The sequence below is a fragment of the Rhodococcus sp. NPDC127527 genome, assembly GCF_042672245.1.
Classification (GTDB): domain Bacteria; phylum Actinomycetota; class Actinomycetes; order Mycobacteriales; family Mycobacteriaceae; genus Rhodococcus_G.
In genome coordinates this window covers 188,071-212,909 of record NZ_JBHXVP010000001.1, presented here as the reverse complement: position 1 = coordinate 212,909, position 24,839 = coordinate 188,071, and the positions used below count along the sequence as shown (strand labels likewise).

20 protein-coding genes are annotated in these 24,839 nt (G+C 69.6%); 8 read left to right on the top strand and 12 right to left on the bottom strand.

Annotated features, from left to right (window positions below):
• Positions 1-28 precede the first annotated feature (28 nt).
• The 5 genes from ACFVH2_RS00965 (at position 29) to ACFVH2_RS00945 (ending at position 6,355) form a co-directional block, all read left to right on the top strand.
• Entirely contained in the window at positions 29-592 is a 564-nt protein-coding gene (locus tag ACFVH2_RS00965; protein ID WP_378420659.1) for a protein jag, read from the top strand.
• A gap of 2,013 nt (positions 593-2,605) precedes the next feature.
• Positions 2,606-3,277 carry a 16S rRNA (guanine(527)-N(7))-methyltransferase RsmG gene (rsmG, locus tag ACFVH2_RS00960; protein ID WP_378420657.1) on the top strand — a complete coding sequence of 224 codons (672 nt, stop codon included), beginning with the start codon at positions 2,606-2,608 and terminating at the stop codon, positions 3,275-3,277.
• Between the two features lie 61 nt (positions 3,278-3,338).
• Positions 3,339-4,343, top strand: coding sequence for a ParA family protein (locus ACFVH2_RS00955; protein WP_378420655.1), 1,005 nt, complete (start codon positions 3,339-3,341; stop codon positions 4,341-4,343).
• The gene (locus ACFVH2_RS00950) at positions 4,343-5,440 is read left to right on the top strand and encodes a ParB/RepB/Spo0J family partition protein (protein ID WP_378420653.1); all 1,098 of its coding nucleotides are present in this window, start codon (positions 4,343-4,345) and stop codon (positions 5,438-5,440) included. The genes ACFVH2_RS00955 and ACFVH2_RS00950 overlap by 1 nt, the downstream gene beginning before the upstream one ends.
• 234 nt (positions 5,441-5,674) lie before the next feature.
• On the top strand, positions 5,675-6,355 hold the full coding sequence (locus tag ACFVH2_RS00945; RefSeq protein ID WP_378420651.1) for a GNAT family N-acetyltransferase: 681 nt from the start codon (positions 5,675-5,677) through the stop codon (positions 6,353-6,355).
• 122 nt (positions 6,356-6,477) lie between these two features.
• On the opposite strand, the gene ACFVH2_RS00940 is transcribed toward ACFVH2_RS00945, so the two are convergent.
• The 5 genes from ACFVH2_RS00940 to nox all read right to left on the bottom strand — a co-directional run bounded on the left by ACFVH2_RS00940 (position 6,478) and on the right by nox (position 11,213).
• On the bottom strand, positions 6,478-7,677 hold the full coding sequence (locus ACFVH2_RS00940) for an N-acetylmuramoyl-L-alanine amidase (RefSeq protein ID WP_378420649.1): 1,200 nt from the start codon (positions 7,675-7,677) through the stop codon (positions 6,478-6,480).
• A gap of 108 nt (positions 7,678-7,785) precedes the next feature.
• The gene (gene trxA / locus ACFVH2_RS00935) at positions 7,786-8,109 is read right to left on the bottom strand and encodes a thioredoxin (protein WP_378420648.1); all 324 of its coding nucleotides are present in this window, start codon (positions 8,107-8,109) and stop codon (positions 7,786-7,788) included.
• An 82-nt stretch (positions 8,110-8,191) separates the two neighbouring features.
• Positions 8,192-9,181 carry a thioredoxin-disulfide reductase gene (gene trxB, locus ACFVH2_RS00930; RefSeq protein ID WP_378420646.1) on the bottom strand — a complete coding sequence of 330 codons (990 nt, stop codon included), beginning with the start codon at positions 9,179-9,181 and terminating at the stop codon, positions 8,192-8,194.
• A 44-nt stretch (positions 9,182-9,225) separates the two neighbouring features.
• The gene (locus ACFVH2_RS00925; RefSeq protein WP_378421365.1) at positions 9,226-9,837 is read right to left on the bottom strand and encodes a TetR/AcrR family transcriptional regulator; all 612 of its coding nucleotides are present in this window, start codon (positions 9,835-9,837) and stop codon (positions 9,226-9,228) included.
• A gap of 146 nt (positions 9,838-9,983) precedes the next feature.
• A complete protein-coding gene (nox, locus tag ACFVH2_RS00920; protein WP_378420644.1) occupies positions 9,984-11,213 on the bottom strand; it encodes a 4,4'-dithiodibutanoate disulfide reductase in 1,230 nt (409 codons plus the stop codon).
• Positions 11,214-11,309: 96 nt separating this feature from the next.
• On the opposite strand from nox, the gene ACFVH2_RS00915 reads away from it, so the two are divergent.
• Positions 11,310-11,879, top strand: a complete 570-nt coding sequence (locus ACFVH2_RS00915; protein ID WP_378420641.1) for a TetR family transcriptional regulator — start codon at positions 11,310-11,312, stop codon at positions 11,877-11,879.
• 17 nt (positions 11,880-11,896) lie between these two features.
• Here ACFVH2_RS00915 and ACFVH2_RS00910 read toward each other — a convergent pair whose 3' ends face one another.
• From ACFVH2_RS00910 to ACFVH2_RS00890, 5 genes are all read right to left on the bottom strand, one after another.
• Positions 11,897-12,637, bottom strand: coding sequence for a hypothetical protein (locus ACFVH2_RS00910; protein ID WP_378420639.1), 741 nt, complete (start codon positions 12,635-12,637; stop codon positions 11,897-11,899).
• 92 nt (positions 12,638-12,729) lie between these two features.
• Positions 12,730-13,326, bottom strand: coding sequence for an RNA polymerase sigma factor SigM (gene sigM / locus ACFVH2_RS00905; protein WP_378420637.1), 597 nt, complete (start codon positions 13,324-13,326; stop codon positions 12,730-12,732).
• Positions 13,327-13,394: 68 nt separating this feature from the next.
• The gene (gene murJ, locus ACFVH2_RS00900) at positions 13,395-17,075 is read right to left on the bottom strand and encodes a murein biosynthesis integral membrane protein MurJ (RefSeq protein WP_378421363.1); all 3,681 of its coding nucleotides are present in this window, start codon (positions 17,073-17,075) and stop codon (positions 13,395-13,397) included.
• Positions 17,076-17,398: 323 nt separating this feature from the next.
• Positions 17,399-19,810, bottom strand: coding sequence for a glycoprotein (locus ACFVH2_RS00895; RefSeq protein ID WP_378420635.1), 2,412 nt, complete (start codon positions 19,808-19,810; stop codon positions 17,399-17,401).
• A complete protein-coding gene (locus ACFVH2_RS00890; RefSeq protein ID WP_378420633.1) occupies positions 19,807-20,364 on the bottom strand; it encodes an NUDIX hydrolase in 558 nt (185 codons plus the stop codon). The genes ACFVH2_RS00895 and ACFVH2_RS00890 overlap by 4 nt, the downstream gene beginning before the upstream one ends.
• Before the next feature lie 113 nt (positions 20,365-20,477).
• On the opposite strand from ACFVH2_RS00890, the gene ACFVH2_RS00885 reads away from it, so the two are divergent.
• A complete protein-coding gene (locus ACFVH2_RS00885; protein WP_378420631.1) occupies positions 20,478-21,929 on the top strand; it encodes a CCA tRNA nucleotidyltransferase in 1,452 nt (483 codons plus the stop codon).
• A gap of 20 nt (positions 21,930-21,949) precedes the next feature.
• Here the strand turns inward: ACFVH2_RS00885 and ACFVH2_RS00880 are convergent, their stop codons facing one another.
• Together ACFVH2_RS00880 and ACFVH2_RS00875 are read right to left on the bottom strand one after the other, a co-directional pair.
• Complete coding sequence (locus ACFVH2_RS00880) at positions 21,950-22,672, bottom strand: hypothetical protein (protein ID WP_378420629.1); 723 nt, start codon at positions 22,670-22,672, stop codon at positions 21,950-21,952.
• 17 nt (positions 22,673-22,689) lie between these two features.
• The gene (locus ACFVH2_RS00875) at positions 22,690-24,216 is read right to left on the bottom strand and encodes a DUF4185 domain-containing protein (protein ID WP_378420627.1); all 1,527 of its coding nucleotides are present in this window, start codon (positions 24,214-24,216) and stop codon (positions 22,690-22,692) included.
• Positions 24,217-24,391: 175 nt separating this feature from the next.
• On the opposite strand from ACFVH2_RS00875, the gene ACFVH2_RS00870 reads away from it, so the two are divergent.
• Positions 24,392-24,829, top strand: coding sequence for a hypothetical protein (locus tag ACFVH2_RS00870; RefSeq protein WP_378420625.1), 438 nt, complete (start codon positions 24,392-24,394; stop codon positions 24,827-24,829).
• Positions 24,830-24,839 lie beyond the last annotated feature (10 nt).

Sequence of the window (24,839 nt, the reverse complement as noted above, 5' to 3'; positions counted from 1 at the left end):
AACGCTGACTCAAGGAAAGAGAACGACGATGGCGAATGATCCGGATACCGGACGGGACGGAGACGACGAGGTCGTGGCGGTCGAGACCAAGGTGGAGACGGTGAACGTCGAGCCGGACACCGATGATGTCGAGGACGAGCTGGTCGAGGAGGGCGAGATCGCCGGCGACTACCTCGAGCAGTTGCTCGACGTACTGGACTTCGACGGCGACATCGACCTCGACGTCGAGGGCGATCGGGCGATCGTGAGCATCGACGGCGGCGACGACCTGAGCAAGCTGGTAGGCCGCAAGGGCGAGGTGCTCGATGCCCTGCAGGAGCTGACGCGGCTGGCGGTGCAGCAGTCCACCGGAGAGCGCAGCCGCCTCATGCTCGACATCGCGGGCTGGCGTGCCGGCCGGCGGGCCGAACTGACGGAGATCGGTCTGGCCGCGGCCAAGCGGGTGCTCGAGTCGGGCGAGCGCGAGTCGCTCTCGCCGATGACGCCGTTCGAGCGCAAGATCGTGCACGACGCGGTTGCGAGCGTCGAGGGTGTGTCCAGCGAGAGCGAGGGCGCCGAGCCCTCGCGGCGCGTGGTCGTCCTCAAGGACTGATCGCACTCCCCCAGGCTGTTCCAGTTGACCCCCGACCGTTCTCGGTCGGGGGTCGACTGCTTTCTACGATTACGTCACCGTGACGAATGGTCCCGGTGTGGCGAGGTCGGCGTTTTCCCGCGCGATTTCCGGGGTTTCACGTGAAACGACGTGATGCGGGCCGGGCGCGTGCGGAGGTGTGCACACCGCGCATCGGATCTCCGGCCGACGGCGATCGAGACGTCGACAGCTACTTCGGCGTGATTCCGTAAGGGAGATGAAACGGGTGCTCCGCCGTTCTGCGTGGTGAGGTCTGGCCGGGCTCACTGCTCGACGGGCCGGACGCCACTCCCCTCCCCCGGACCGTGCCGGGGTGCTCTGGAGTCATCGACGTTTCACGTGAATCCGATGCAAAGGTCGGCGGGCGTCCGATGCTGCGGCATCCCGTAGTCGACGGCGGATCTCGGGAACCCTCTCCTGGATCCGCCGGCGATGGTCTCTGTTCCGGTCACGTCCGGCCGCCGTGGATTCGAACATCGGAGGCGTCCCGCCGGGGGCTCGTCGTAGCCCACCCGCGCCGGCTCGGGCATCGGTCGAGGGATGGAGGAACTTCGTCCGGACGAGCCCGGCCTGCGTCGCGTGAACCGTGCTTCCCCCCTGTCTCCCGGGGGTCACGATCGATCGAACCGTCCTCGAAGCGATGGTCGATTCGACGACGCGAACGAGTCGCACCCCCCGGAACCGCACGCCTGGTGCTGTCGCGTCGTCGACGGTGGCGGCGGTCCGTTGCCGTGCCCGCCGCAGTGGTGGTCATGGCCGACGCGCTCCGATCGGGGGCGGAATCTGCGGCTGCGATGTTTCACGTGAAGCCGTTCCCGGTGAAGCGACCCCCCGTTCGGGGCGACCGGCGAAGACGGATCGGACGACGCCGCTCGACCATGTTCACGAGTGCGTCGGGCGCGTCGTCCGATCGGGGGTGTCGCCGTCGCGACGATCAGCCGGCCTCGACCACCGGAGACGGAAATGCGGGATTGCGATCTCGTCTTCTTGCTCGGGAATTCCGTTCGTACCCCGCATGGTCAGCCGGACCGGGCTGGGGCCGCAGCCGCGGCGGGCGGGCGCACCCGGTGCACAGGGTGCTGGTTCTTGGTCAGTCTCGCTGGCCGGCAATGTTTCACGTGAATCGATGTTTCACGTGAATCATCGACGAGGCTGCAACCCGATCCGAGCACCCGCTGCCCGCAGCGAGCTTGACGGGCTCCCACTCGTGAGGAATCGCATCCGGCCCCTCCCCTCCCCCGCCGCGGCGGGTTGTTCCGTCCAACTCGGTGCAGCGACTGCTCCTCCACCCACGTACGAACGCCGTCAAGCATGGACGGGGTCTCAGACTGGCCCCGGGCGGCTCTTGAGCTGCACTCCCCGCGGGGATGGGCGTCGTGGGCTGCGGGACCCATGAGCAAGGAGCCTGTACCGGATGTGTCGAGACGGCCGTGGCCGCTCCCCTCCCCCGCCCACCGCGCGGACGCGATCCACGACGACGAGGGAGAACCGGGTTGAGGCTGGAGGTCGAGCGGAACCCGACGCGATGTTTCACGTGAATCAGTGCGCCTCACAGCAGTCGCCCTCCGGGCGTCCCGTGCATGGGTAGTGAGCGAAGGGAGGATCGCCCGGTCCGGACTGCGGAACTGTCGTTGCGGCCCACTCGAGGAGGTCCCGGACGGCAACGTCCGCATGAGGTTTGGTGCCGGCGGACAATCCACACGGACGGACAATGCACGCGGAGTGGTCGCCAGCAACGTTCCATCCATGGTCCTGGTGTGCGGTGGGTACGCCGCCGCATCACGCGGAGGATCAACGGGGTGCCGCAGGGAGTCGTCGGTCTCGAACGCGCCTGCTGCCGTCGCGCAGCGGTCGGTGCGGACCGCCCGCCGGCCCTCTCTCGGCCGTCGAGTTCACTCGAGACGGTTCCAGTAGAGCGTTCGCGCAGACGATTTCGTCCGTTCGGTTTGTGCAATGTAGAGCCGGCGCGGGAAGATGTTTCACGTGGAACAGACCGAGTCCGAGGACATGCCCGAGGCCGCCAGAACAGTTTTCGGGGACCGCCTCGACATCGCCCGGAAGTATCGTGACTCCCTCGCGACGGACGGCGTGGAGAGGGGTTTGATCGGACCGCGAGAGGTCCCCCGACTCTGGGATCGGCACCTGCTCAACTGCGCGGTGATCGGTGAACTCATCGACGAGGGCGAATCTGTCGTCGACGTCGGCAGCGGGGCCGGCCTGCCCGGAATCCCTCTGGCGATCGCCCGCCCGGACCTCCGGATCACCCTCGTCGAACCCCTCCTGCGACGATCGGTGTATCTGGCCGAGTTCATCGAGGCCGCCGGTCTCGACGTTCGAGTGGTGCGCGGCCGCGCCGAACAGCCCGGAGTCCTCAAGGAGGCGGGCGGGGCGGACGTCGTGACGTCGAGGGCGGTGGCGCCGCTGGAGAAGCTGGCCCGGTGGTCCATCCCCCTCGTACACGAGCACGGCCGGATGCTTGCGATGAAGGGATCCAGCGCGGCGGAAGAGATTTCGCGTGACCGCGCTTCCCTTACCCGGTTGGGTGCTGGCAAGCTAGAGATCGTCGAATGCGGTGTCGACATTCTTCCCACTCCGACGATTGTGGTTCGTGCGGAACGTGTTCCGAAACGGTCCCATCGCCGATGAGGGTGGTCGAGCCGGTGGGTTCCGTCGTCGTGGTCGAGTCAGTTCAGTGAAGGAGCAATACATGTCGGGTGGACCCGAAACCTCTGTTTCACGTGAAACGGAACACAGCGCCTCGAGATCCACCGACGAACCTTCCGGCAACGGGACCGGACCCCACTCCCCCGGCCCGTACGCGGGCATCTCCGTGGAGGAGACCCCGATCGGGGCGGCGGCCCAGCGCGCCAGTCAGGTACTCCACCCCAGCAGCGTGACCCTGCCGAAGCCGGACCGCAGGCGGATGCTCACCATCGCCAACCAGAAGGGCGGCGTCGGCAAGACCACCACCGCAGTGAACCTGGCGTCCGCGCTCGCGGTACAGGGCCTGACCGTGCTCGTGGTCGATCTCGACCCCCAGGGCAACGCCAGCACCGCACTCGGCGTCCCGCACCACTCCGGAACCCCGTCGAGCTACGAACTCCTCATCGGCGAGGTCACCGCCCAGGAGGCGATCCAGAAGAGCCCGCACAGCGACCGACTGTTCTGCATTCCCGCGACGATCGACCTGGCCGGCGCCGAGATCGAACTGGTCTCGATGGTCGCCCGCGAGGGCCGGCTGAAGAATGCGCTGTCCGAGGCCGCACTCTCGGAGATCGACGCCGACTTCATTCTCATCGACTGCCCGCCCTCGCTCGGGTTGCTGACGGTCAACGCGCTCGTCGCCGCCAACGAGGTCCTCATCCCCATCCAGTGCGAGTACTACGCGCTCGAGGGCGTGGGTCAGTTGCTGCGCAACATCGATCTGGTCCAGTCGCATCTCAACCCCGATCTCCACGTCTCCACCGTGCTCCTGACCATGTACGACGGACGCACAAAGTTGGCGGACCAGGTTGCCGAGGAGGTGCGGAACCACTTCGGTGACGCCGTCCTGCGGGCCGTCATTCCCCGCAGCGTCAAGGTCTCGGAGGCACCCGGGTACGGGATGACAGTGCTCGACTACGATCCGGGTTCACGTGGCGCCATGAGCTATCTCGACGCCGGCCGTGAACTCGCCGCCCGCACCGCATCGACCAACGCGCAGGAGAACTAGTGAGTCAGAGAAGCAAGGGCGGGCTCGGCCGCGGCCTCGCGGCGCTCATCCCCACGGGTCCCGACGCCGGTCCGAGGCTCGGTAGCGCTGCCGCCGACGTCATCATCGGCAATGCGACCGCCCCGGTCGTTCCGAAGCCCGCGCTTGCGGATCCCCTCGAGGAAGCCGCGGTGGACCCGGCAACGAACGGGAAGACCGACGGCAAGAGCACGGGCAAGAGTGCCGGCAAGACCGTCGCGCCCTCGGTCGAGGTGGAGCTCGACGAGGCCACCGACCTCTCCCCCGTCGGCGCGAGCTACCGGGAGATTCCGGCGGCACAGATCGAGCCGAATCCCAAGCAGCCTCGCTCGGTCTTCGACGAGGAGGCGCTGGCCGAGTTGGTGCACTCGATCCGAGAGTTCGGGCTGATGCAGCCGATCGTGGTCCGTCGGATCGCCGCGGACCGCTTCCAGCTCGTGATGGGCGAGCGCCGTTGGCGGGCCAGCCAGGCCGCCGGGCTGGTGAAGATCCCGGCGATCGTGCGCGAGACCAACGACGGCGCCATGCTGCGCGACGCCCTACTCGAGAACATACACCGGGTCCAGCTGAATCCGTTGGAGGAGGCGGCGGCCTACCAGCAGCTGCTCGAGGAGTTCAACGTCACGCACGACGAGCTCGCCACGCGGATCGGGCGGTCCCGGCCCGTCGTGACCAACATGATCCGACTGCTCAAGCTTCCGATCCCGGTCCAGCGCCGAGTCGCGGCGGGGGTGCTCTCCGCGGGCCACGCCCGGGCGCTGCTGTCCCTCGAGGCGGGTGCGGACGCGCAGGAACTGCTCGCCGCCCGCATCGTCGCGGAAGGGCTGTCGGTCCGGGCGACCGAGGAGGCCGTCACCCTCGCCAACCGCGACGGCGGCGATCTGCCCACCCCCCCAGTCAAGCGCAAGCCGATCCAGATGCCGGGCCTCCAGGACGTCGCGGATCGGCTCTCCGGCGCCTTCGACACTCGCGTGACCGTCAGCCTGGGCAAGCGCAAGGGCAAGATCGTCGTCGAATTCGGATCCGTGGACGATCTGCAGCGCATCGTCGAGATGATGGAGAACCACGGCCCCCAGTAGGCTCGAAAACCCGGGTCCGGGCACCCTCGGCAGATCCGTCACTGTGACAATAGTGCGGATCGGCCGAGGGCCCGTGATTGGGAAGGTGACGAAATCTTTTGTTCTACAACAGATTTCGTGCTGCACCCGTGCGGTGGGGGCCGCGGTCGGACGGATCGCCTATCCTTGAGGGTGCGAACGTGTCAGGTGGGGTCTCGGGGACCGCCACTGCTATGTCTTGGAGGCGGAGTCAGGGTGACGATGCGCATCAACCCGCTCACCCTCGACGGTCTCGACCAACTCCCCCGCCACTCCCGTCGGTGCGTCTTCTGGGAGATGGACCCCACCGCTCTCCGCCGCTCCCGCGAGTTCTCCGATCCGGAGTTCGAGAAGGAAGCGTGGCTCTCGATGGTCATGCTCGAGTGGGGTTCGTGCGGTCAGGTCGCCACCCTCGACGGCAGGCCCGCCGGGTGCGCCCTCTACTCGCCGCCCGGCGACGTGCCGCGCGCCAAGCTCTTCCCCACCTCGCCGGTGAGTCCGGACGCGGTCCTGCTGACCACGATGAGGCTCGAACCCGCCGCGCAGCTGGACGGTGTGGGCCCGAGCCTGATTCAGGCCGTTGTGGGCGATCTGGTGCGTCGCGGGGTGCGGGCCCTCGAGGCGTTCGGCATCGTCCGCGGTCCGGAAGACGAGGAGTCGGCGGGCAAGGCCGGCCACGAGTGCGGCCCCGAGGAATGCATGATCGAGGCCAGCTTCCTCGAGGACATGGGCTTCGAAGTCGTTGCCGCACACCGTCGCTATCCCCGCTTGCGGCTCGAGTTGGACCGTGACCACGGGTGGAAGGCGGACGTGGAGTCGGCCCTCGAGCAACTGCTGATCGCGGCCGCGCTGTCGGTGGTCGACATCGAGCACAAGTCCACCGTCGGCGCCGTCTGACCCGCCATTCCGCGCGCTCCCCCATCGAGTGAACGGAAGCGTTCACTCGATCAGATCGAACGAACGGTACGTTCACTCGGCGGACCCGCGCCAGGACGGTCAGGCGATGGTGCCGCGCGGGGTCAGGCCGGGTCGGCCTTCGCGAGCTCCTCGGCGAGAAGTTCCTTGAAGGTGAAGGTCCCGGTGGGCTGGTCGTCCTGACCGAGCAGGTACAGCCGCTTGACCGCGATGAGGATCGCCTCGGCGATGATGTCGCGGTTGCGCGGGTTGATGAGGGTCTTCACGTCGGAATCGTTTGTGAGGTAACCGATGTCGACCTGAACGGTCGGCATGTTGGTCAGCCGCAACACGTCCCAGGTGCGACCGTGGGTGCGGCAGTCCTGTAACGGTGCGCGCGCGACGATTTCGCGTTGGATGAAGCTCGAGAGCACCTGCCCGATGCGGGAGGTGGCGCCGTGCGAGTTGCCGAAGTGGAAGCTGGCGACGCCGTTGGCGTGCGGGCTCGTGCTGCTGGCGCACCGCAGCGAGATCATCAGGTCGGCGTCGAAGGCGTTGGACCGCTCGGCACGTTCGGCGGTCGACGGGTTCGCGTTCTGCGGCCGCGAGAGGAAGGTCTCCATACCGGTCGCCGCCATCCGGCCCTCGAGGCGGCTGGCGAGGTCCCAGAGGATCTGGGCCTCGGTGACGGGACCGTTCGGTGTGTTGAGCAGCGCACCCGTCGCGTCGCCGCCGAGGTCGGGGTCGATCACGATGCGCTTGCCGCTGAGCTGCGGGCCGGAGCGCCGGACCGACTCCTCCTCGGTGATCGCGTGCGGCGAGCCGCCGGTCACCCGGGTGCCGAGCAGGTCCAGCGACCGCAGCGTCGCAGGACCGCAGATGCCGTCCGAGGAGATGCCGATCTCGCGCTGGAAGGACGACAGTCCCTCGTGCGTCTGTGGGCCGAAGTAGCCGTCCACCCGGCCCGGGTAGAAACCGAGGTCCTGGAGCCGGGTCTGCAGCGTCGCGACGTCGTCGCCGTACAGCGGCGCCGACAGTTGATAGGCCAGGGTGCGCGCGCCGAGTCGATACGACGCCTCTTTGAGCGAGCGGTACGTCGCGGCGCCGACGACGCCGTCGACGAGCAGACCCCGCTGCTGCTGGAAGGCCCGGACCGCGCTGTCGAGGTGGTGGTCGAACACCGCGTCGGGTGCGATCCACTGGGAGCCGTTGACCGGCTCGCGTCCGACGACGGAGAGGCCGTTGTGCAGGAATCCCAAGGCTGACAGGGTGCCTCGAATCTCGGCAACGGCGGGACCGTGGTCGCCGTGACGGAGTCGATGCATATCGTGCTGGCCTTTCCTTCGTCCTGACGGCGCTACGAAGCACGCAGCGTCGATCGATTGTCGCAGAAGCCCCCGAGATTCTGGGAATCTCGGGGGCTGCGATATCGGCTACAGGACGTCGGAAAGGTCCTTGAGCAGGGCGGCCTTGCCCTTGGCGCCGACGATCTGCTTGATCGGCTTGCCGCCCTGGAACAGGATCATCGTCGGGATCGACATGACCTGGAAGTCACGCGCGGCCGACGGGTTGGCGTCGATGTCGAGCTTGGCGACGGTCAACTTGTCGCCGTGCTCGCCCGCGATCTCCTCGAGGACCGGCGCGACCATCTTGCAGGGTCCGCACCACGTCGCCCAGAAGTCGACCAGCACGGGCTTGTCGGAGTCGAGGACGTCCTGCTTGAAGGAGTCGTCGGTGATGGTGATCGTGTTCGCCATGGGGGTCTCCTCGGGTGACGGAACTACGGGGACGTTCGGTGGTCAGGCCTCACTCGGGATCAGGCCTCGCGGGTACTCGGGCTCAAGCATCGACGGCGACGGTCGCCCCTGCTGCGTCGACGGTGTTCGCGGTGATGTCGCCCCTCTCGGCCAGCCAGCGCTCGGCGTCGATTGCGGCGGAGGCACCGGTGCCTGCGGCGGTGATCGCCTGGCGGTAGGTGTGGTCGACGAGGTCACCCGCGGCGAACACGCCCGGGGCGGAGGTGTGGGTCGTCGGCGACTGCACCCGCACGTAGCCCTCGTCGTCGATGTCGACCTGACCCTTGACCAGCTCGCTGCGCGGGTCGTGGCCGATGGCGACGAACATCCCGGTGATCGCCAGGGTCGACTGCTCGCCGGTCACGGTGTCGCGGACCACGAGGCCCGTGACGCTGTTCTCCCCGAGCACCTCGATCGGCTCGGCGTTCGTGACGATACGGATCTTCTCGTTGGCCTTGGCGCGCTCGAGCATGATGCGGGAGGCGCGGAACTCCTCGCGGCGGTGCACGAGGGTGACCGAGCGGGCGAAGCGGGTGAGGAAGGTGGCCTCCTCCATCGCCGAGTCGCCGCCGCCGATGACGGCGATGTCCTGGTCCTTGAAGAAGAAACCGTCGCAGGTGGCGCAGGCGCTGACGCCGCGCCCGAGCAGGCGCTCCTCACCGGGAATGCCGAGGTAGCGGGCGGCCGCGCCCATCGCGAGGATGACGGCGTGCGCGTAGTAGGCCTCGCCGTTCACGACGACCTTCTTCACCTCGCCGGTCAGGTCGATCTCGTCGACGTCCTCGGTGCGGATGTCGGCGCCGAAGCGCTTGGCCTGCTCGCGCATCTCGTCCATCAGGTCCGGGCCCATGATGCCCTCACGGAACCCGGGGAAGTTCTCCACCTCGGTGGTGGTCATCAGGGCACCGCCGAACTGGGTGCCCTCGAACAGCAGCGGCTCGAGTTCCGCGCGGCCGGCGTAGACGCCGGCGGTGTACCCGGCGGGTCCGGAACCGACGATGATCAGGTCGCGAACCGAGGTCGGAGTAGTCATGCGGGCCTTCCAGGAGAGTGAACGTTGTCTGGCTCAACACCAGACTAGGGGGTGATGTTCCCGGCACCCGAGCCCGAGGCGGCGAGTGTCACATAGGGCCCGATCAGCTCGGCGGCCCGCGCCTGCACCGATTCGACGTCGGCACCCGCCTCGATCTGCCGGGTAGCGGCGTGCACCACTGCGTTGATCAGTTCCGCAGTCGCGACCGGATCGCTGGCGCCGAGCTCGGCGAGCGCCGCGGTGAGGGGGGCCACCAACTGCCGGTGCATCATCGCGCTGGTCTCGTTGATGCGTTCGCGCGGTGCGATCGAGGAGATCGCCGACGCGATCGCGTGCTCGCCGTCGGCGACCAGGTCGAGGTTGGCCCGGACGTAGGCCAGCACGCGACGGTCGGGTGCGCCCGCCGCGACCATCTCCCGTTCGACCCGCGCGGACCAGCGCGGGAACGAGTCCTCGATGAGCGCGTCGAGGAGGTGCTGACGGGACTTGAAGTACTGGTACATGCTCGACCGGGCCAGTCCGGCCCTGGCCGCGACCTCGGCGAACCCGGGGATCTCGGCGGTGCCTTCGGCGAGGAGGTCGCGGGCGGCGTCGAGCAGGGCGCGCTGCTGGGCTGCCCGGTGCTCGGCGACGGTGGGTGCGCTGATCCGCGGCAACGCTCCCCTTCCGGTGCTGGCAGCCCGGGCGCTGCGCTCGGACCGCGGTGGGGCGACCCCGGTCATCGGGTCACCTCGGTCGAGCACATCGTAGTCATGGCGAACCGTCAGGGTGGCGAAGTGCTCGCTCTCCGACGATCCGACGGTTAGCCGGTCGCGACGGCCGGCAGCGGGAGGTTCGAGATGGTCTCGCGCACCACGCACCGGGTGCCGGTGTAGATCGTCGGCATGCACTTGTTGCAGTGAATGCACAGACCTTCGGCCGTCTGATCGTCCCGCATCCGGTTGACGAGGCCGGGTTCCCGCAGGATCGCGCGCGCCATCGCGACGAACTCGAAGCCCTCGCCGAGTGCGTTCTCGATGGTGTCGACCCGGTTGATGCCGCCGAGCAGGATCAGCGGCATCGAGAGGGCCTCGCGGAACTGACGGGCGAAGGGAAGGAAGAAGGCCTCCTCGAACGGGTAGGTCGGGAACAGATGCGGGCCGTACACCTTGAGTCCGAGCCCGACCAGTTTCGGTTGGGACGCAACGAATTCCGCCATCGGAACTTCGCCTCGGAAGAAGTACATCCCGTTGAGCAGCGAGCTGCCGCCGGTCAGCTGCAGCGCGTCGAGGTGCCCGTCCGACTCGAGTAGCTTCGCGATCTGCAGGCTCTCGTCGAGCCAGAGTCCCTTCGGCACGCCGTCGGTCATGTTGAACTTGGCCGTCACCGCGACCGTGTCGCCGACCGCGGCACGGACCCGTTCGATCACCTCGCGGGGGTACCGCGCCCGGGCCGCGACGCTGCCGCCGTAGCGGTCCCGGCGCCTGTTGAGGTTCGGGCTCATGAACGAGCTGAGCAGGTAGTTGTGGCCGAGGTGCACCTCGATCGCGTCGAACCCGGCCTCGACCGCGACCCGCGCCGACCGCTCGAAGTCGGCGGTGACCGAGGCCAGCTGCGCGGTCGTCGCTCCGCGCACCAGACCCATTGCGGGAGCGCTGATCCGCGTGGACGGAGCGAGTGTCGCCTGCTTGTTGGACAGGGTGTTGGCGACCAGTCCGGCGTGCCCGATCTGGGCCGCGACCAGGGCGCCCTCGGCGTGCACGGCTTCGGTAAGCCGGGTCAGGCCGGGCAGGCCGGCCTCGTTGAGCACGAGGGTGTTCCGGTGCACTCGGCCCGCCTCGGATACCGCACAGTAGGCCACGGTGGTCAGCGCGGCGCCGCCCGCGGCCACCGCACGGTGGAACTCGACGAGCTCGTCGGAGACCGCGCCGCGAGGCATCACGCCCTCGAACGTGGCGGCCTTGACGATGCGGTTGCGCAGCGTCAACGGTCCGAGCCGGGCGGGCTCGAAGATCCGCGGCGCGGGGGTCGGTGCGGGGTGGGTGGTCGTCATGGGTGTCCTCGTGCTCCGCCCGGCATTACGGTGCCACCGGACTCGTAATTGGACACGTTATAGCCCCGACGGTCGCGATGGAAGAGAATTCGGTGGATGAATGCCACCGGATCGGGACGACCCCGCGACCCCCGCATCGACGCCGACGTCCTCGCGGCGACCAGGGCCCTGCTGTTGGAGGTTGGATTCGACCAGCTCAGCGTACGAGCGGTCGCCGGGCGGGCGGGTGTCAGCCGGGCCGCGATCGCCCGGCGCTGGGAGTCGAAGGCGCAGCTCGTCCTCGACGCCGTGCTGGGCGTCACCCCCGACCTGACGCCGTTCGAGGGCGCGGACCGCGCCGGTTGGATTCACTGGGTGGTGACCGGCAGCTCGGCGCTGTTCCGGCAGCCGGAGGTCCGCGAGGCGGTCCCGGGACTGCTCGCGACGTTGCGGGACCACGACGAACTGCGCGCCGCGCTGTGGCGCAACTTCGCGGATCCGGCAGCCGAGCTGTTCCCGGGTTCGTCTGGTTCGGCGGCGGGCGACCCGGACACGGCGAGAGCTCTGCTCGTGCTCGGCGCGGGCGCAGCGTTGTTTCTGTCGTTGATCGCGCCGGAGGAGGACACCCCGGAGGTACGGGCGAAGGTGCTCGAGATCCTGCTTCCGGTGGCCGACGGGTCGAGCTGACGGCCGGAAGTGCCGATTCAGCCGATGTCGGCGCGCGCCAGCGTCGCGGGATCGTCAGTGCTGCAACCTGTTCCGACCACCAACGCGGTGATCTGTGGCGGACGCGGCCCGGCGAACAGCATCAGGATTCCCGTCACGCCGCGTAGCCGCACCGGCCCGGATCCGAGCAGCGGACGCGAGGGGTCGACTCCGTTCGCGAGCAGGCAGGACTCGCGTGCGGCCGGGGACTCGAGCGGGCCGAGGGACGAGTGGCCGAGCATGCTCAGGGCGGACACGGGGCTCAGGGAGTCGCCGAGTTCGACTCCCGCGCCGGATCCGCCGGTCGGTGAGTGCGCGAACAGGGGGGTCCCCGGCGGCGTGGAGTCCGGCTGCGACTCGGTGGTCAGTCGGGCGATGCCGATTCCGGCTCCCGCGGCAACGACGACCACGGCGGCGGCCGCCGCCGCCAGCCGGACCGGGTCTCGCCGTCGGCGTGCGGAGAGCGGGATCGAGGGGGCGGGAGCCTCGGCCAGCGCGCCCTGGACGCGGGCGAGGACCTCGGGCGGGATCGGTGGCGCGGGTGTGTCACGGGCACGCAGCGCACCGAGGTCTGCCTGGACCGCGTCGAGTGCGTCGAGGGTGCGCGTCGCCTCGGGGTCCTCGAGCGTCGCGGCCCGGAGTCGATCGGCGAACTCGGGGTCGAGTACCCCGGCGTGAAGGTCGGCGAGTAGTTCGGGGTCGAATGGGGGGAACAGGGCATCGTCTCCCGGGGCGACCATTGACACCTCCCTGCGATGTTGGAGCTACTGGCTGTACCGAACTCGGTGCAGGGACGCGCGCTGTGCGTCCGCTGCGGTTCCCCTCACAGGAATTAGACCCCGTCCGGCGTGATTTGGTTCCGATCGTTCTGCATATATTTGAGCCGTTGCTTGAGTTTGCTTCGGGCGCGGGCACATCGGCTCTTGACGGTGCCCTCGGGCACACCGAGCAGAGCCGCGGCCTCCGCCACCGTATAGCCCTCCAGGTCCACCGCGACGACCGCCGCGCGTTGCTCCGCCGGCAGCGTGAACAACGCCTCCTCGATCGCCATCGACGTCTCGCGATCGGACATCTCGTCGCGGGCCCCCGCCGGCTCGTACTTCTCGTCGTCGGAGAGCGGCACGGTCGGGCGGGCACGGTTGCGCCGTATCCGGTCGAGGCAGGCGTTGACGACGATCTTGTGCAGCCAGCTGCGCACCGCCGCGTCCGCCCGGAAACTCGCCGCGGTGCGGTGCGCGGACAGCAGCGCCTCCTGCAACGCGTCAGCGGCGTCCTCCGGCGTGTAGCTCGTCCGTTTCGCGGTCTGCCACAGGTGGTCCTGGTGCCTACCGAGTAACTCTGCAAATGCGCGTGCGTCCCCCGACGCGTGCGCCGCCAGCAGCTGGGCGTCAGTCATGCCCTCGCCGGCGATCCCCCTGTTGATTCGCACGCGCGGATGCTAACCGACCGCGAGGTCTGCGGCTACTCCCAAGCGCCTGAGCTGGGAGAGCTCTGTGGCTACCGAGCCTTCGAGAAGCCCAGTTCGGCGATCGAGGTTTGGTTCTTGCCGTCGTCGGTGCCGAGCTTGGTGATCCACACCAGCACCCGGGTCGCGTTGCCGTCGCTGGTCACCGGGATCGTCGTCACGCCGTCCTTGAGCACCCCCGTCCCGATCACCTGCGTCTGGTCCAGGGTCGGGTTGTCGCTCGGGGCGGTACGGATCTCGACTGCCGAGCCGACGCTCGGAGAGGTGATCGTGACTTCCTTCAGCGCGGCCGGCTGCGCGAGGTTCACCAGCAGGCCGACGCCGGTCTTGAACGACGGGAACTGCTGGAAATACGTGTCCGTGCTCCACTTGGTGGCCGGATTGCCGTCCACCGCCAGCCCGGCGGTCGCCGGGTTGTCCGGGGACCCCTGTGGGGAGTAGACGGTGGCACCGGCGGGCAGGATCGGAGCGGACGCCGCCACCGGAGCAGCCGAGGGCGAGGGGGTGTCGCTCGGGCCCGCCGCGCTGGTGGTGAGGCCGATTTTCTGCTCGTTCAGCGGCTCGGTCGAGCTTCCGCCCGCGAACAGGTTCGCCAGCCACCAACAGACCAGTGCCAGCACGATCACGGTGAGCACACCGAGGCCGGCGAGGGCGATGAGCATCCGGTTGCTCCGGACCTTCTGCTCCTCGGGATCGGCGAGGGCGTGCCCGGACGCACCGGCGGGCCGCTGGCCGAGCCGCAGCGCGGGCATGAGATCGGTCTTCTGGTCGACCACCGAGGCCTGGTCCAGCACGTGCTGGACGGTGGCCGCGGTACGGATGCCGCCGCCCTGCTCGAGCGAGCGGACAGCGACCGCGGAGATCTCGAACGGAACCTCGGGGCGGATCTTGCGCGGCTCGACCGGCTGGCCGTCGTCGCCGCGGTCGGCCAGCTTCATGCCGCCGACCGTGTTGGCAGGGCGCTCCCCCGCTGCGGGCGGCAAGGCGCCGGCCTCGGGTGCGGGAGCGGGCTCGCCGAGCGGCCAGCGGGCGGTGATCAGGCCGTAGAGCATGGCACCGAGGCCCCGCACGTCCGAGCTGGCGTCCGCATCGGCCAGGGTCGCGGGGAACGCGAGCACCGCGTCGCCGCTGGCCGAGATCCGGACCCGGTCCGGATGGTCGATCGACAGCGCGCCACCGCCGCGATGCGCGGCCTCGGCCGCCGACGCGAGGGCACGGATCGCCCGGGCGGCACCGATCGGTGACGGCACCGTCTCGGCCATCTCCCGCAGCGACCGGCCGGGGGTCCACTCGGCGACGACGATGCCGCCCGAGCTGCCGCGGACCACGTCGAGCACGCGGGCCAGGCCCGGGGAATTGATCCGGCCGAGCCGCAGGGTGCGCGAGAGCACCGCCTGCGGACCCTCGGCGTCCGGGGTGTCGGCGCCGGCGCGCTGGTCGGCATCGACGAACGTCAGCGCGACCTCGCGGTCGAGCTTGGTGTCGTGTGCCTGCCAGAACTTGAGCCCGCGCGCACCGCCGTGCGGGGCGAGCAGCCGGTACCGGCCACCCGCGACGGAGGCGCCCGCCAGGAGCTTGGGCCCGCGCTGGGTGCGGCGGGCCGCGGGCTCGCCGACGCGCATCGGCGGCAGCTGCGGCGAGCCGATCGGGATGATCCCCGTGTCGACCGTGAGGTCACGCTCGGGCCGCGCGGAGTCGGCGGGCCGCTTCTCCGTGCGCTCGACCGCGTTCTCGGTTGTGCGCGTTGCGGATTGGGGTGCCGACGCCTCCACCGTGGACCCGGCAGACTTGCCGCCGGTAACGTCTTCGTCGCTCACCCTCGCTCCTTCGCGCATCTGGCTGGAATTCCCCCCGCCCGAGATCGGCGCCCCGGTACGCCCGGCACCAGGGTACGGGAGTTGCTGCCTGCTATTGAGTGGTACCTGAGCACGTCCGATCACGGGAAGCAACTCGGTGTCGGCCTCGTACAGCGAGACCGATTCCGCCGTGGCGGTCGTCGAGACCTTCGGTGCCCTGCCGAGCAGTCGGTTGACCAGACGCGTCACCGCGACGGTCCCGGCCACCACCTCCGGGATTCCGGCGATGCGGAGCAGCGCGAAGGTCAGCCCGAGCATGATCACCGCGGAGACGCCGACCTCGACGAAGGCGCCGGGTCCGCCGAACTTGTCGGCGAGCCTGCCGAGGCCCAGCAGCTGCTCGGCGGCGAGCATCGTGATCCCGCCCGCCACGGACGCGACCACCACGAGGAAGGCCGTCTTGCCGACGTTCGCCATCCGCAGTGAACCGAGGCTGCGCCGCAGCAGCACGCCGCCGATGATCGCGCCTGCGGTGAAGCCGAGACCGTTCGCGACACCGAGCAGGCTGACCACCTGGCTGTCGTCGGAGGCGACCGTCGGTGCCAGCAACGACAGACCGACCTTCACACCGGTGATACCGAGGATGATCCAGGTGGGCGTCCAGGCCTGCTCGCGGGCGTAGAAGACGCGAAGGTGGATGAGTACCAGCGCGTACGGGATCAGCGTGAACGCCGACCAGCTGACCGCGTGTCCGAGCCGCTCGGCGTCGGCCGACCCGAAGTTGCCGTAGCCGAAAAGTGCGTGCCCGACCTGCGGTCCGGCGAAGGTCAGGAAGATGACGACCGGCACCAGCGAGACCATGGTCAGTCTGGTCGCGACGGACAGGTCGTCGACGACTGCGGGGGTGTCCTCGGCGGCCGCGTTGCGGCTCAGTCGGGGCATGATCGCGGTGAGGACCGTGACGCCGAGGATGCCGTACGGCAGCTGCAGCAGCAGCCACGCCTGCTGATAGATGACGGGTCCGGCGGAGTCGACCGAGGCCGCGACCCGGGTGCCGATGGTGAGACCGATCTGGCTGATCAGCACGTACAGGACGATGGCTACGCCCATGCCCGCGAACAGCTTGAGCCGGTTGTCGATGCCCCACAGCGGCTTGAGGCTGATGCCCTGCCGCCGGATCGAGGGCACCAGGGTCAGGACCTGGACCACGACACCGAAGGTGAAGCCGAGGCCGAGGACCAACAGGCGTGTGGTGGTGACCTCGTCGCCACCGGGCAGCAGCCAGTAGATCCCGAGGACCACCAGGACGGTCAGGTTGTTCAGGACCGGCGCCCAGGCCCCCGGCCGGAACACCTGTCGCGTGTTCAGCAGCGCGGTCAGCAGTGCGGAGAGGCCGTAGAAGAAGATGGCGGGCAGCAGCAGGTAGGCGAAATTCGTGGAGAGCTGCTCGTCGACCTTGCCGTGTTCGGGCAGGAACAGCCGGGTCAGCAGCGGGGCGGCCACCACGGCCGCCAGCGCGGCGGTGCCCAGGGTGACGACGGAGAGGGTGAACAGTCGCCGGACGAACGCCGCCCCGCCGTCCTCGTCCTCGTTCTCCGCGCGGACCAGCACCGGCACCACGATCGCGGTGAGGACCGCGCCGAGCACCAGCTCGGAGATCATGTTCGGCATCGTGCTGGCGACGGTGAACGAGCTGGCCGCGGCAGCACCGAGGGTGGTCAGGAGCAGCACCTGCTTGAGGAAGCCGGTGATCCGACTGACCAGGGTCGCGATGGCGATGGAGCCGGTCGACGCGATCAGTCGAGAGTTCGAGTTGGGGTTGTCGTCCCCGCCGTCCTGCTCGGTGGGCGGCTCCGGGGCCGTCGGTGCCTCGACCACGGGGGTGGACACGGGTCGTCGGGCGGGGTCACTCGGCAGGTGGCGCTGCGGGGCGGCGCGCTGCGGGGCCGGTTGCGGGCGGTAGGGCTGGGGCGGGCCCGGCTGGGACTGCTGGGGACGGCGAGGCTGCTGTGGTTGTTGAGGCTGTTGTGGGTACGGCTGGTGCTGCTGAGGACGAGGTGCCGGCCGCGGATCGGGGTAGGACCGTTCCCAGGGGGCGGAAGACGAGGGGCCTGCCGCGCCCGATCGTTGCGCGGGCTCCGGTCCGGTTCCCGCGGGTCGCCGCGCGGGCTCCGCTCCGGTGCCCTCGGGTCGCTGCGCAGGCTCCGCTCCGGGACCCGGTGGTCGCTGCATGCTCCCAGTCATCGAGCTTTGTACCCTTCATCCGCTGGGTCCGGCTGACCCCGGAACCGGTGCCAGAGCCGCCGTCCCGCAAGTAGCAACAGTAGTGCGCCCGCGCAGCCGGTGATGATCACGAGCACCTTGCCGTACGCATTCGAGCGAACCGACACGGCCGCCGGCTCGCCCAACTCCCGGTCGCTGGTCGTGGTCAGCGCGACGTTGACGACCATCTTCCCCGAATCGGCGACCTTGGCCGGGACCTGCAGCGCCCGACTGCCGCGCGCCGGGAGTTGCTGGTCGCCGATGTCGGTGACGGTCATCCCCGGCGGTGCCGAGATGCTCAGTCGGACCGTGATCCCGACCGGCAGGTCGTTGCGTGCGACGAAGAGCAGCGGGCTCTGCTCCGACGCCAGCGTGTAGGCGCCGCCGGGCGCCAGCACGGTCACCGAGCCGTAGATCCCATGCATCGCCGCCTGCACCCGCGCGATCCGCTCGTCCGCCGCCGCCGAGGCTGCCGGCCTGTCCCCGCCTCGCCTGCCGGAGGTGCTCATCGCCCGCAGCAGGTCCTCGTTCAGCGGAGCGGTGTACCGGACCGGCGTCAGGGTCGACTGCGGATCGTTGACCAGCGTCGCGGTCAACGCGTCGACCTCCGGTGCCAGCGCGGCCGCACCGTCCTGCACCGACGCCGGCGCACCGTCCTTGACGGCCTGTTCGGGGTAGTCCAGGTCGAACGGCGGCGGCGGCGCCGCCCGGTCCACGAGTTCGGACAGCGCGCGCGGCGTCGCCAGGCCCGACCGCAGCATCGTCGAGACGGTGGAGAGCACCGCGCGGGCCTCGTCGCCGTCGACCGTCCACTGCTGCGGCGGTACCAGCAGCAGCGGGCGCGGGTTCGCGTTCGACAACCGGGTCTGGGTGGACCGGGTGGTAAGCGACAGCCAGGTGACGGCGCCCAGCGCGTCCTGCAACCGGGCGGTCCGGGAGTCGTCGGCAAGGTCGTAGCGGGTGCCTGCGGGCGCGAATGTGGGGGTCTGCGGAGCATCGCCGACCCCGGCGAGGGCGGTGGCCGCGGGCACGTCGAACAGGGCCGCGTACAGCGGAGCGCCGTTGTTGCCCCCGTTCAGCGGGACCTTCGCCTGGGTCGTGTCCTCGGTGAGGGCGTTGGCGGCGAGCAGCGTCGTCGGCCCGAGGCCGGGAAGCCCGGCCGCGGTCGCCGGATCGAGGACACCGGCGTCCGGCCAGGTCAACCCGCGCAGCGAGGTGACACCGAGCAGGGTGTCGACGATGTCGGCGGGAGAGGTCACGGCACGCGCGGTCAGGGTCGGGTCGCCCACGCGGTGCAGCGCGGTCAGGTCCACCTGCGCGAACGGGACCGCGGTGGTGCACATGTGCGGGGCGAGCTTCCGGAGCCGAGCCAACCAGTCCACCGCCGCCGCCTGGCCGGTGCCGGGGTGCGCCCGGCCGGTCGGGTCGGCCGGATCGTCGACCACCAGGTATCCCGCGGTCATGTTGCCGACCGTGATCAACAGGTCGGGGTCGATCGCCAGGCACATGCTGTCGGCGAGCTTGTGGTCCCGGTCCACTCCCTCGCCGGTCGCGAACTCCGCCGCCGCCACGAGCTGCTCGAGCCGGCCACCGGTCGCGAGCGAGGACGCGAGGTCGTCGTCGACGAGCCGCACCTTCTCGTCGGTCGAGCCGGGGATGCCTGCGGCCAGTCGCGGCTTGTCCGCCAGCGGCCACATCAGCGTCGTCGCGACCGGGTCGGCCGTGGACGGGGGCACCGGCGCGGCGTCGGGTCCGTTCGGGTCGCCGCTGCTGGGGTCGCGGGGCACACCGAGGACCGGCAGGAGGAAGCGGGCGTCGTCGAGGCGAGCCTGCCCGCCGTACTCGGGGATGCCGTTGACGTTGACCAGCATCGGGTACACGCCGGGATCGGTGATCTCGAGCGACGCGCCGGTCGTCGAGCGCAACGGCATCGAGAGTCGGAACTTCTCCGACTGCCCGACCTCGAGTCTGTCGCGGACCGGGGTGAACTTCCCGATGACGTCGAACTGCTCCTGGTCGGCGCTCAGTACCGTCCGCAGCTGGTTGGGCGCGGACACCGCGGGCGCGCGCTGCAGCCGGACCTGCAGGTCCCGGACGGGCCGATCCCCGACGTTGGTGACGCTGCCTGCGACGGTGACCACGGGATCGCTCGAGGTGGTGACCGTCGACGGGGTCACCGTGTCGACCGACAGCGCGACGAACCGCTGCTGCGTGGGACCGGTGGTCGCGTGCGGGGTGCTGGTGCGGGCGGACGCCGGCGCGCTCGAACCCGCCGTGGGTGTGGTGGTCGTCGGCGCTGCGCTCACCGAGGCGAGGAAACCGGGCGGTGTAGCGGCAAGAGCCAATGTGGTCAGGGTCGTCACGGTGAGGCGACGCAGGAACGTCCTCATCCGTTCTCTCTGGTCGTTCGGCCGGACCCGGAACCCATCCGGTCTATGAGCGCACCCGCGACCTCGGCCAGCCGACGTTCGTCCGCGTACGCGAGTCGCGTTCCCAGCTCGGCCAGCGGGACCCACGCCACTTCGGTGACCTCGACGTCCTCGTCGGACAGTTCGCCGCCCTGGAAGCGAAGCAGATAGTGGTGCACGGTCTTGTGGACGCGACGGCCCTCGGTGACGAACCAGTAGTCGATGCTGCCGAGTTCGGCGAGCACGGTGCCGCGGATCCCGGTCTCCTCGGCGACCTCACGCATCGCGGTCTGCTCGGCCGTCTCGCCCTGCTCGATGTGCCCCTTCGGCAACGACCACAGCAGCCGACCCCGACGATCGGTGCGGCCGATGAGTGCCGCGCACTGCTTGTCGCGGGGTCCGTCGAGACCGTCGACGACCAGGCCGCCGGCGGAGGTCTCGCGGACCGTGCGCATGCGAGCGTTCGAGCGCTCGCCGTGCCCGCTGCGACGCCGCGGGTTGCGGCGGCTGCGATTCGCACGTTCGGCAGGAGACACCCAATCGATACTAGTTGTCCCGCCCAACCAGTCCCGAATCCCACACCGGGTGGCGGGGGTGCGGTGTCCGCGGCGGCGGAGCCGGCCCGTGGGGGTCGGTAAGCTGCACAGTCGTGGTTTCCCCTACTCCCGACGCCGACCGACGCGCTCGACTCCTCGCCTCCGCGACCGAGACACTGCGCGCCCTCTCGGACGTGCTGACCCCGCTCGGTGCGCGATTCGCCGACGCGGGACACGAGTTGTACCTGGTCGGCGGGAGCGTGCGGGACGCGGTGCTGGGCAGACTCGGCACCGATCTCGACTTCACCACCGATGCGCGCCCCGAGCAGGTGCAGGGACTGCTCAAGGGCTGGGCCGACAACCAGTGGGACACCGGCATCGACTTCGGCACCGTCAGCGCCGCGAAGGCCGACCAGCAGATCGAGATCACGACCTTCCGCACCGACGCCTACGACGGGGTCACCCGCAATCCCGAGGTCCGCTACGGCACCAGCCTCGACGAGGACCTGATTCGACGCGACTTCCGGGTCAACGCGATGGCGGTGCGGATCGGGGCGGACGGTCACCAGGAGTTCGTCGACCCGCTCGGCGGCATGGACGATCTGCTGGCGGGCGTCCTCGACACCCCCGCCGCCCCCGAGATCTCCTTCAACGACGACCCGCTCCGGATGCTCCGGGCCGCCCGGTTCGTCTCGCAGCTCGGCTTCTCGCTGACGCCGCGGGTGCACCAGGCGATCGTGGACATGGCCGGACAGATCGACCGGATCACCGCCGAGCGCGTGCACGCCGAGCTGGACAAGCTGATCCTCGGCGAGTATCCCGTGGACGGCATCAACGTCATGTGCGAGACGGGCCTGGCCGCGCGGGTGCTCCCGGAGATCCCGGACATGGAGCTCGAGATCGACGAGCACCACCAGCACAAGGACGTCTATCAGCACTCGCTGACCGTGCTGCAGCAGGCGATCGACCTCGAGGACGGCGACCCCGACCTGGTGCTGCGCTGGGCCGCGATCCTGCACGACATCGGCAAGCCGGACACCAAGCGCAACGAGCCGGGCGGCGGCGTCAGCTTCCACCACCACGAGGTGGTCGGCGCGAAGATGGTGCGCAAGCGGATGCGGGCGCTCAAGTACTCCAAGCAGATGGTCGACGACGTCGCTCAGTTGGTGTTCCTGCACCTGCGCTTCCACGGGTACGGCGAGGGGCAGTGGACGGACTCGGCGGTGCGCCGCTACGTCACCGATGCCGGGGATCTGCTCCCCCGGCTGAACAAGCTGGTCCGCGCCGACTGCACCACCCGCAACAAGCGCCGGGCGGCGAAGCTGCAGGCCACCTACGACGACCTGGAGCGGCGGATCGCGCTGCTCGCCGAGCAGGAGGACCTGGCGCGGGTGCGGCCCGATCTCGACGGCAACGCGATCATGGCGTTGCTCGGCATCCCGGCGGGACCCGAGGTCGGGAAGGCGTGGACCTTCCTCAAGGAGCTGCGCCTGGACCGGGGGCCGCTGCCCCGCGAGGAGGCCGAGGCCGAACTGCTGAAGTGGTGGGCCTCGACCGAGCACTGAGCGCCGGTCGCGCGATCCGTTCAGCCGGTGACCGCCCGGATCAGCTGGGTGAGGTCGAAAGAAGTTGTGAGGCTGGGTACTTCGAGCGTGAAGCTGACGACGTCCTCGTCACGCGTGGCGTTGACACCGCGGATCCCGTGCGGCAGCGCGGGTAGCGGGACCGTCCGTCCCCGTAGGTAGCGACGCGGCACCGGGACGCCGCGCCACCGCGCCTCGACCACCCCGATCCGTATCGCGTCGTCGATCAGCGCCGCATCGACGACGGCCCGCAGGCGCCGGTCGCGGTGCTCGGCGTGGAACAGCCCCGACTCCCCGTCGCGCACGATCCAGTCGTGGCCCCGGCCGTTGATCCAGTCCAGCAGGTCGGGCACCGCGATCCGGCCCCGCACCTCGATCTGCGCGGTGTGGACGCGCGACGGCGCGCCGGGCACCAGCCGTACGCCGTTGGCGACCGCGATCAGTTCGGAGACCGGTGGTCCGGTCCACACGACGTCCGTCAGCCGGACCCGGGACTGCAGGTGCGCCCCGCGGCGGCGGATACGCAGCGATCCGAGCAGCGCGGTCACCGGGACACCCTGCGGGCTCACGGTGATCCGTCGTCCGACGTAGCGGCGCGCGATCCCGGTGCTGACCGCGGTCACCAGGGTGTCCGGCAGCAGCGCGGTCGTCGTGCCGGCACCGAGCGTCGCCACCGGATCGAGCCAACCCGATGCCAGCGAGGTCCACGACCTTTCGGCGCCCATCAGGGCGACGATAGTCGTCAGTTCAACTTCGCGTGCATCAGGTAGACGTTGTAGCTGTCCCACTCGGACATCGTGAAGTACAGGTCGTGTTCGGTGGACCACGGGTGGATGAAGCCGCCGTACATCTTCGGGTAGTCGACGGAGCGGACCATCGGAGTCCCGTCGGTCCAGGCTCCCTGCGGACTTGTAGCCTGGCGCAACACGATTGCGCCCGCGATGGTGTCCAGGTAGCTCATCTGCCAGAGCCCACGGGACTCGTCGAAGCGCACCGACAGCTCGGCGGCGGTGCCCCTGAGGATCGGGGTGGGCGACGACTCCCCGATCGGCGTCCAGTTCCCGTCCTTCCAGTACTGGTAGGCGGTCTTGTTGAGCACCTGGTCCTTCTGTACCCGGGCCACTGCGACGGTGCCGAGCCGGCCGTTGGGGGTGCCGAACATGTACACGTGGTCGCCGGCCGGGACCATGCTGGCCACCTGGAAGTGATTGAGACCGAAGATGTTCTCCCACTGGGCATACGGATCCTTGGTCCAGGTCTGACCCTGGTCGTCGGAGTACGCGATGCCGCCACGGTTGGTGTACCACATGCCGGGGATCATGCTCCAGCGCCGAACCGACATGTAGCTCATGTACTGCCGGTCGCCGATGGCGAAACCGGAGGTCGGGATGGTGGTGGTCTCCCAGTTCTTGATCTTGCGGCTGCCGAGTACCTCGACGGCGTGGCAGGGGCTGTCCTGCACCATGGAGTCGATGGTCATGCCGTCGGAGAGGTTGCGATCGGTGCTGTGCCCCAGCACATTCGACCGCCAATCCTGTCCGTTGGCGCCCGGCGGCGCCCAGTCCTTGCCGAAGGTGTCGCCGAAGACCACGGCGACCTCGCCGGGCTTGGACTCCCAGGTGATGCCCAGGTCGGTCCCGTTGACCTGCCAGCGCTTGTCGGTGCGGTTGATCGAGCCGTGCCCGGTCAATTGCGCGACGAGCGAGACGTCGCCGACCTTCGGCGCGGACGCCGCGCCGGCGACCGGTCCGGGTTCGACCGGCGGGGACTGCTCGAGCGGTGCGGGTGGAAGTGGTTGGCCGGGACCGGGAATCGGGATGGGGATGGGTTCGGGGTCGGGGCCGATGGAGAAGCGCGGCACCGACGATCCCCACGATCCCGACCCGGACGACGCGGAACCCGACTCGTTCGACGAGGAGCCGGACGACCCCGAGGAACCGGATTCGGGTTGCTCGGTTGTGGTGTCGGTGATGTCCGGGCACGGGTCCGCGCACGGGTCCGCGGGCAGCGGCGCCTGCGGTACCCGGGTCTGGTCCTGCGGCGGGTCGGGAACCGGGACGGGAACGATCTCGGGCCACGGGATCTTGATGTCCAGGCTGCCGGGAAGTACGGACTGGTCGCCGCCCTTCGAGGACGGGTCGAAGCCCACCTCGCCACAGGCGTTGGTCGGCGGGATGGTCGGCGCCGCGGTCGCGGGTACGGCCGTCAGGAGCGTGCCCGACGCCGCCAGCGCCAGCGCACACAGTGGTGATCCGATCCGTTGGAACATGGTGCCCCCGTCGCCCCGGTCGGCACGGCCGCACGGCCATGCGAGTTTCGGACAATTTACCAGCGACGCTTCCGTTGTCTCGGAGCCGTCGATCGTTGGGCGGGCAACGATTTCGAAACGCATCCAGTCCGCCGTTGCGGTGGAACCGTTCGCTCGGGTCGCACGTCCAACACGTATGAGCCTGCTGGAGTATGCGTTCGGGACCGGTGACGGCGATCCGCACACCTGGGTGTCGGAGGCGGATCTCGATCTCGGTGATCCCGGCGCGCCCGACGCCGTCGTCCTCGACTTCGACGGCGACGGACTGCTCGACGACGCGCTGTGGGACAGCGACGGCGACGGCTGTGTCGACCGGTCCGTCCTCGACGTCGGAACGCAGGCAGCCCGCTACTTCACGGATCCGAGCGGCCTCGGCACCTGGGACCGCGAGGTGTCCGCCGGACCGGAAGCACCCGCGCCCGACGGCTGGTGGTGGGGCGCGGATCGACACACCCTGCTGGTGGACGAGGACCTCGACGGGCGCGCCGACACGTCCCTGTCCGACACGGACGGTGACGGCCGCCTCGACACGGTCCGCCGTCACCATCAGTCGACCGGTACTCCTGACGCGTGACCGGTGTGCT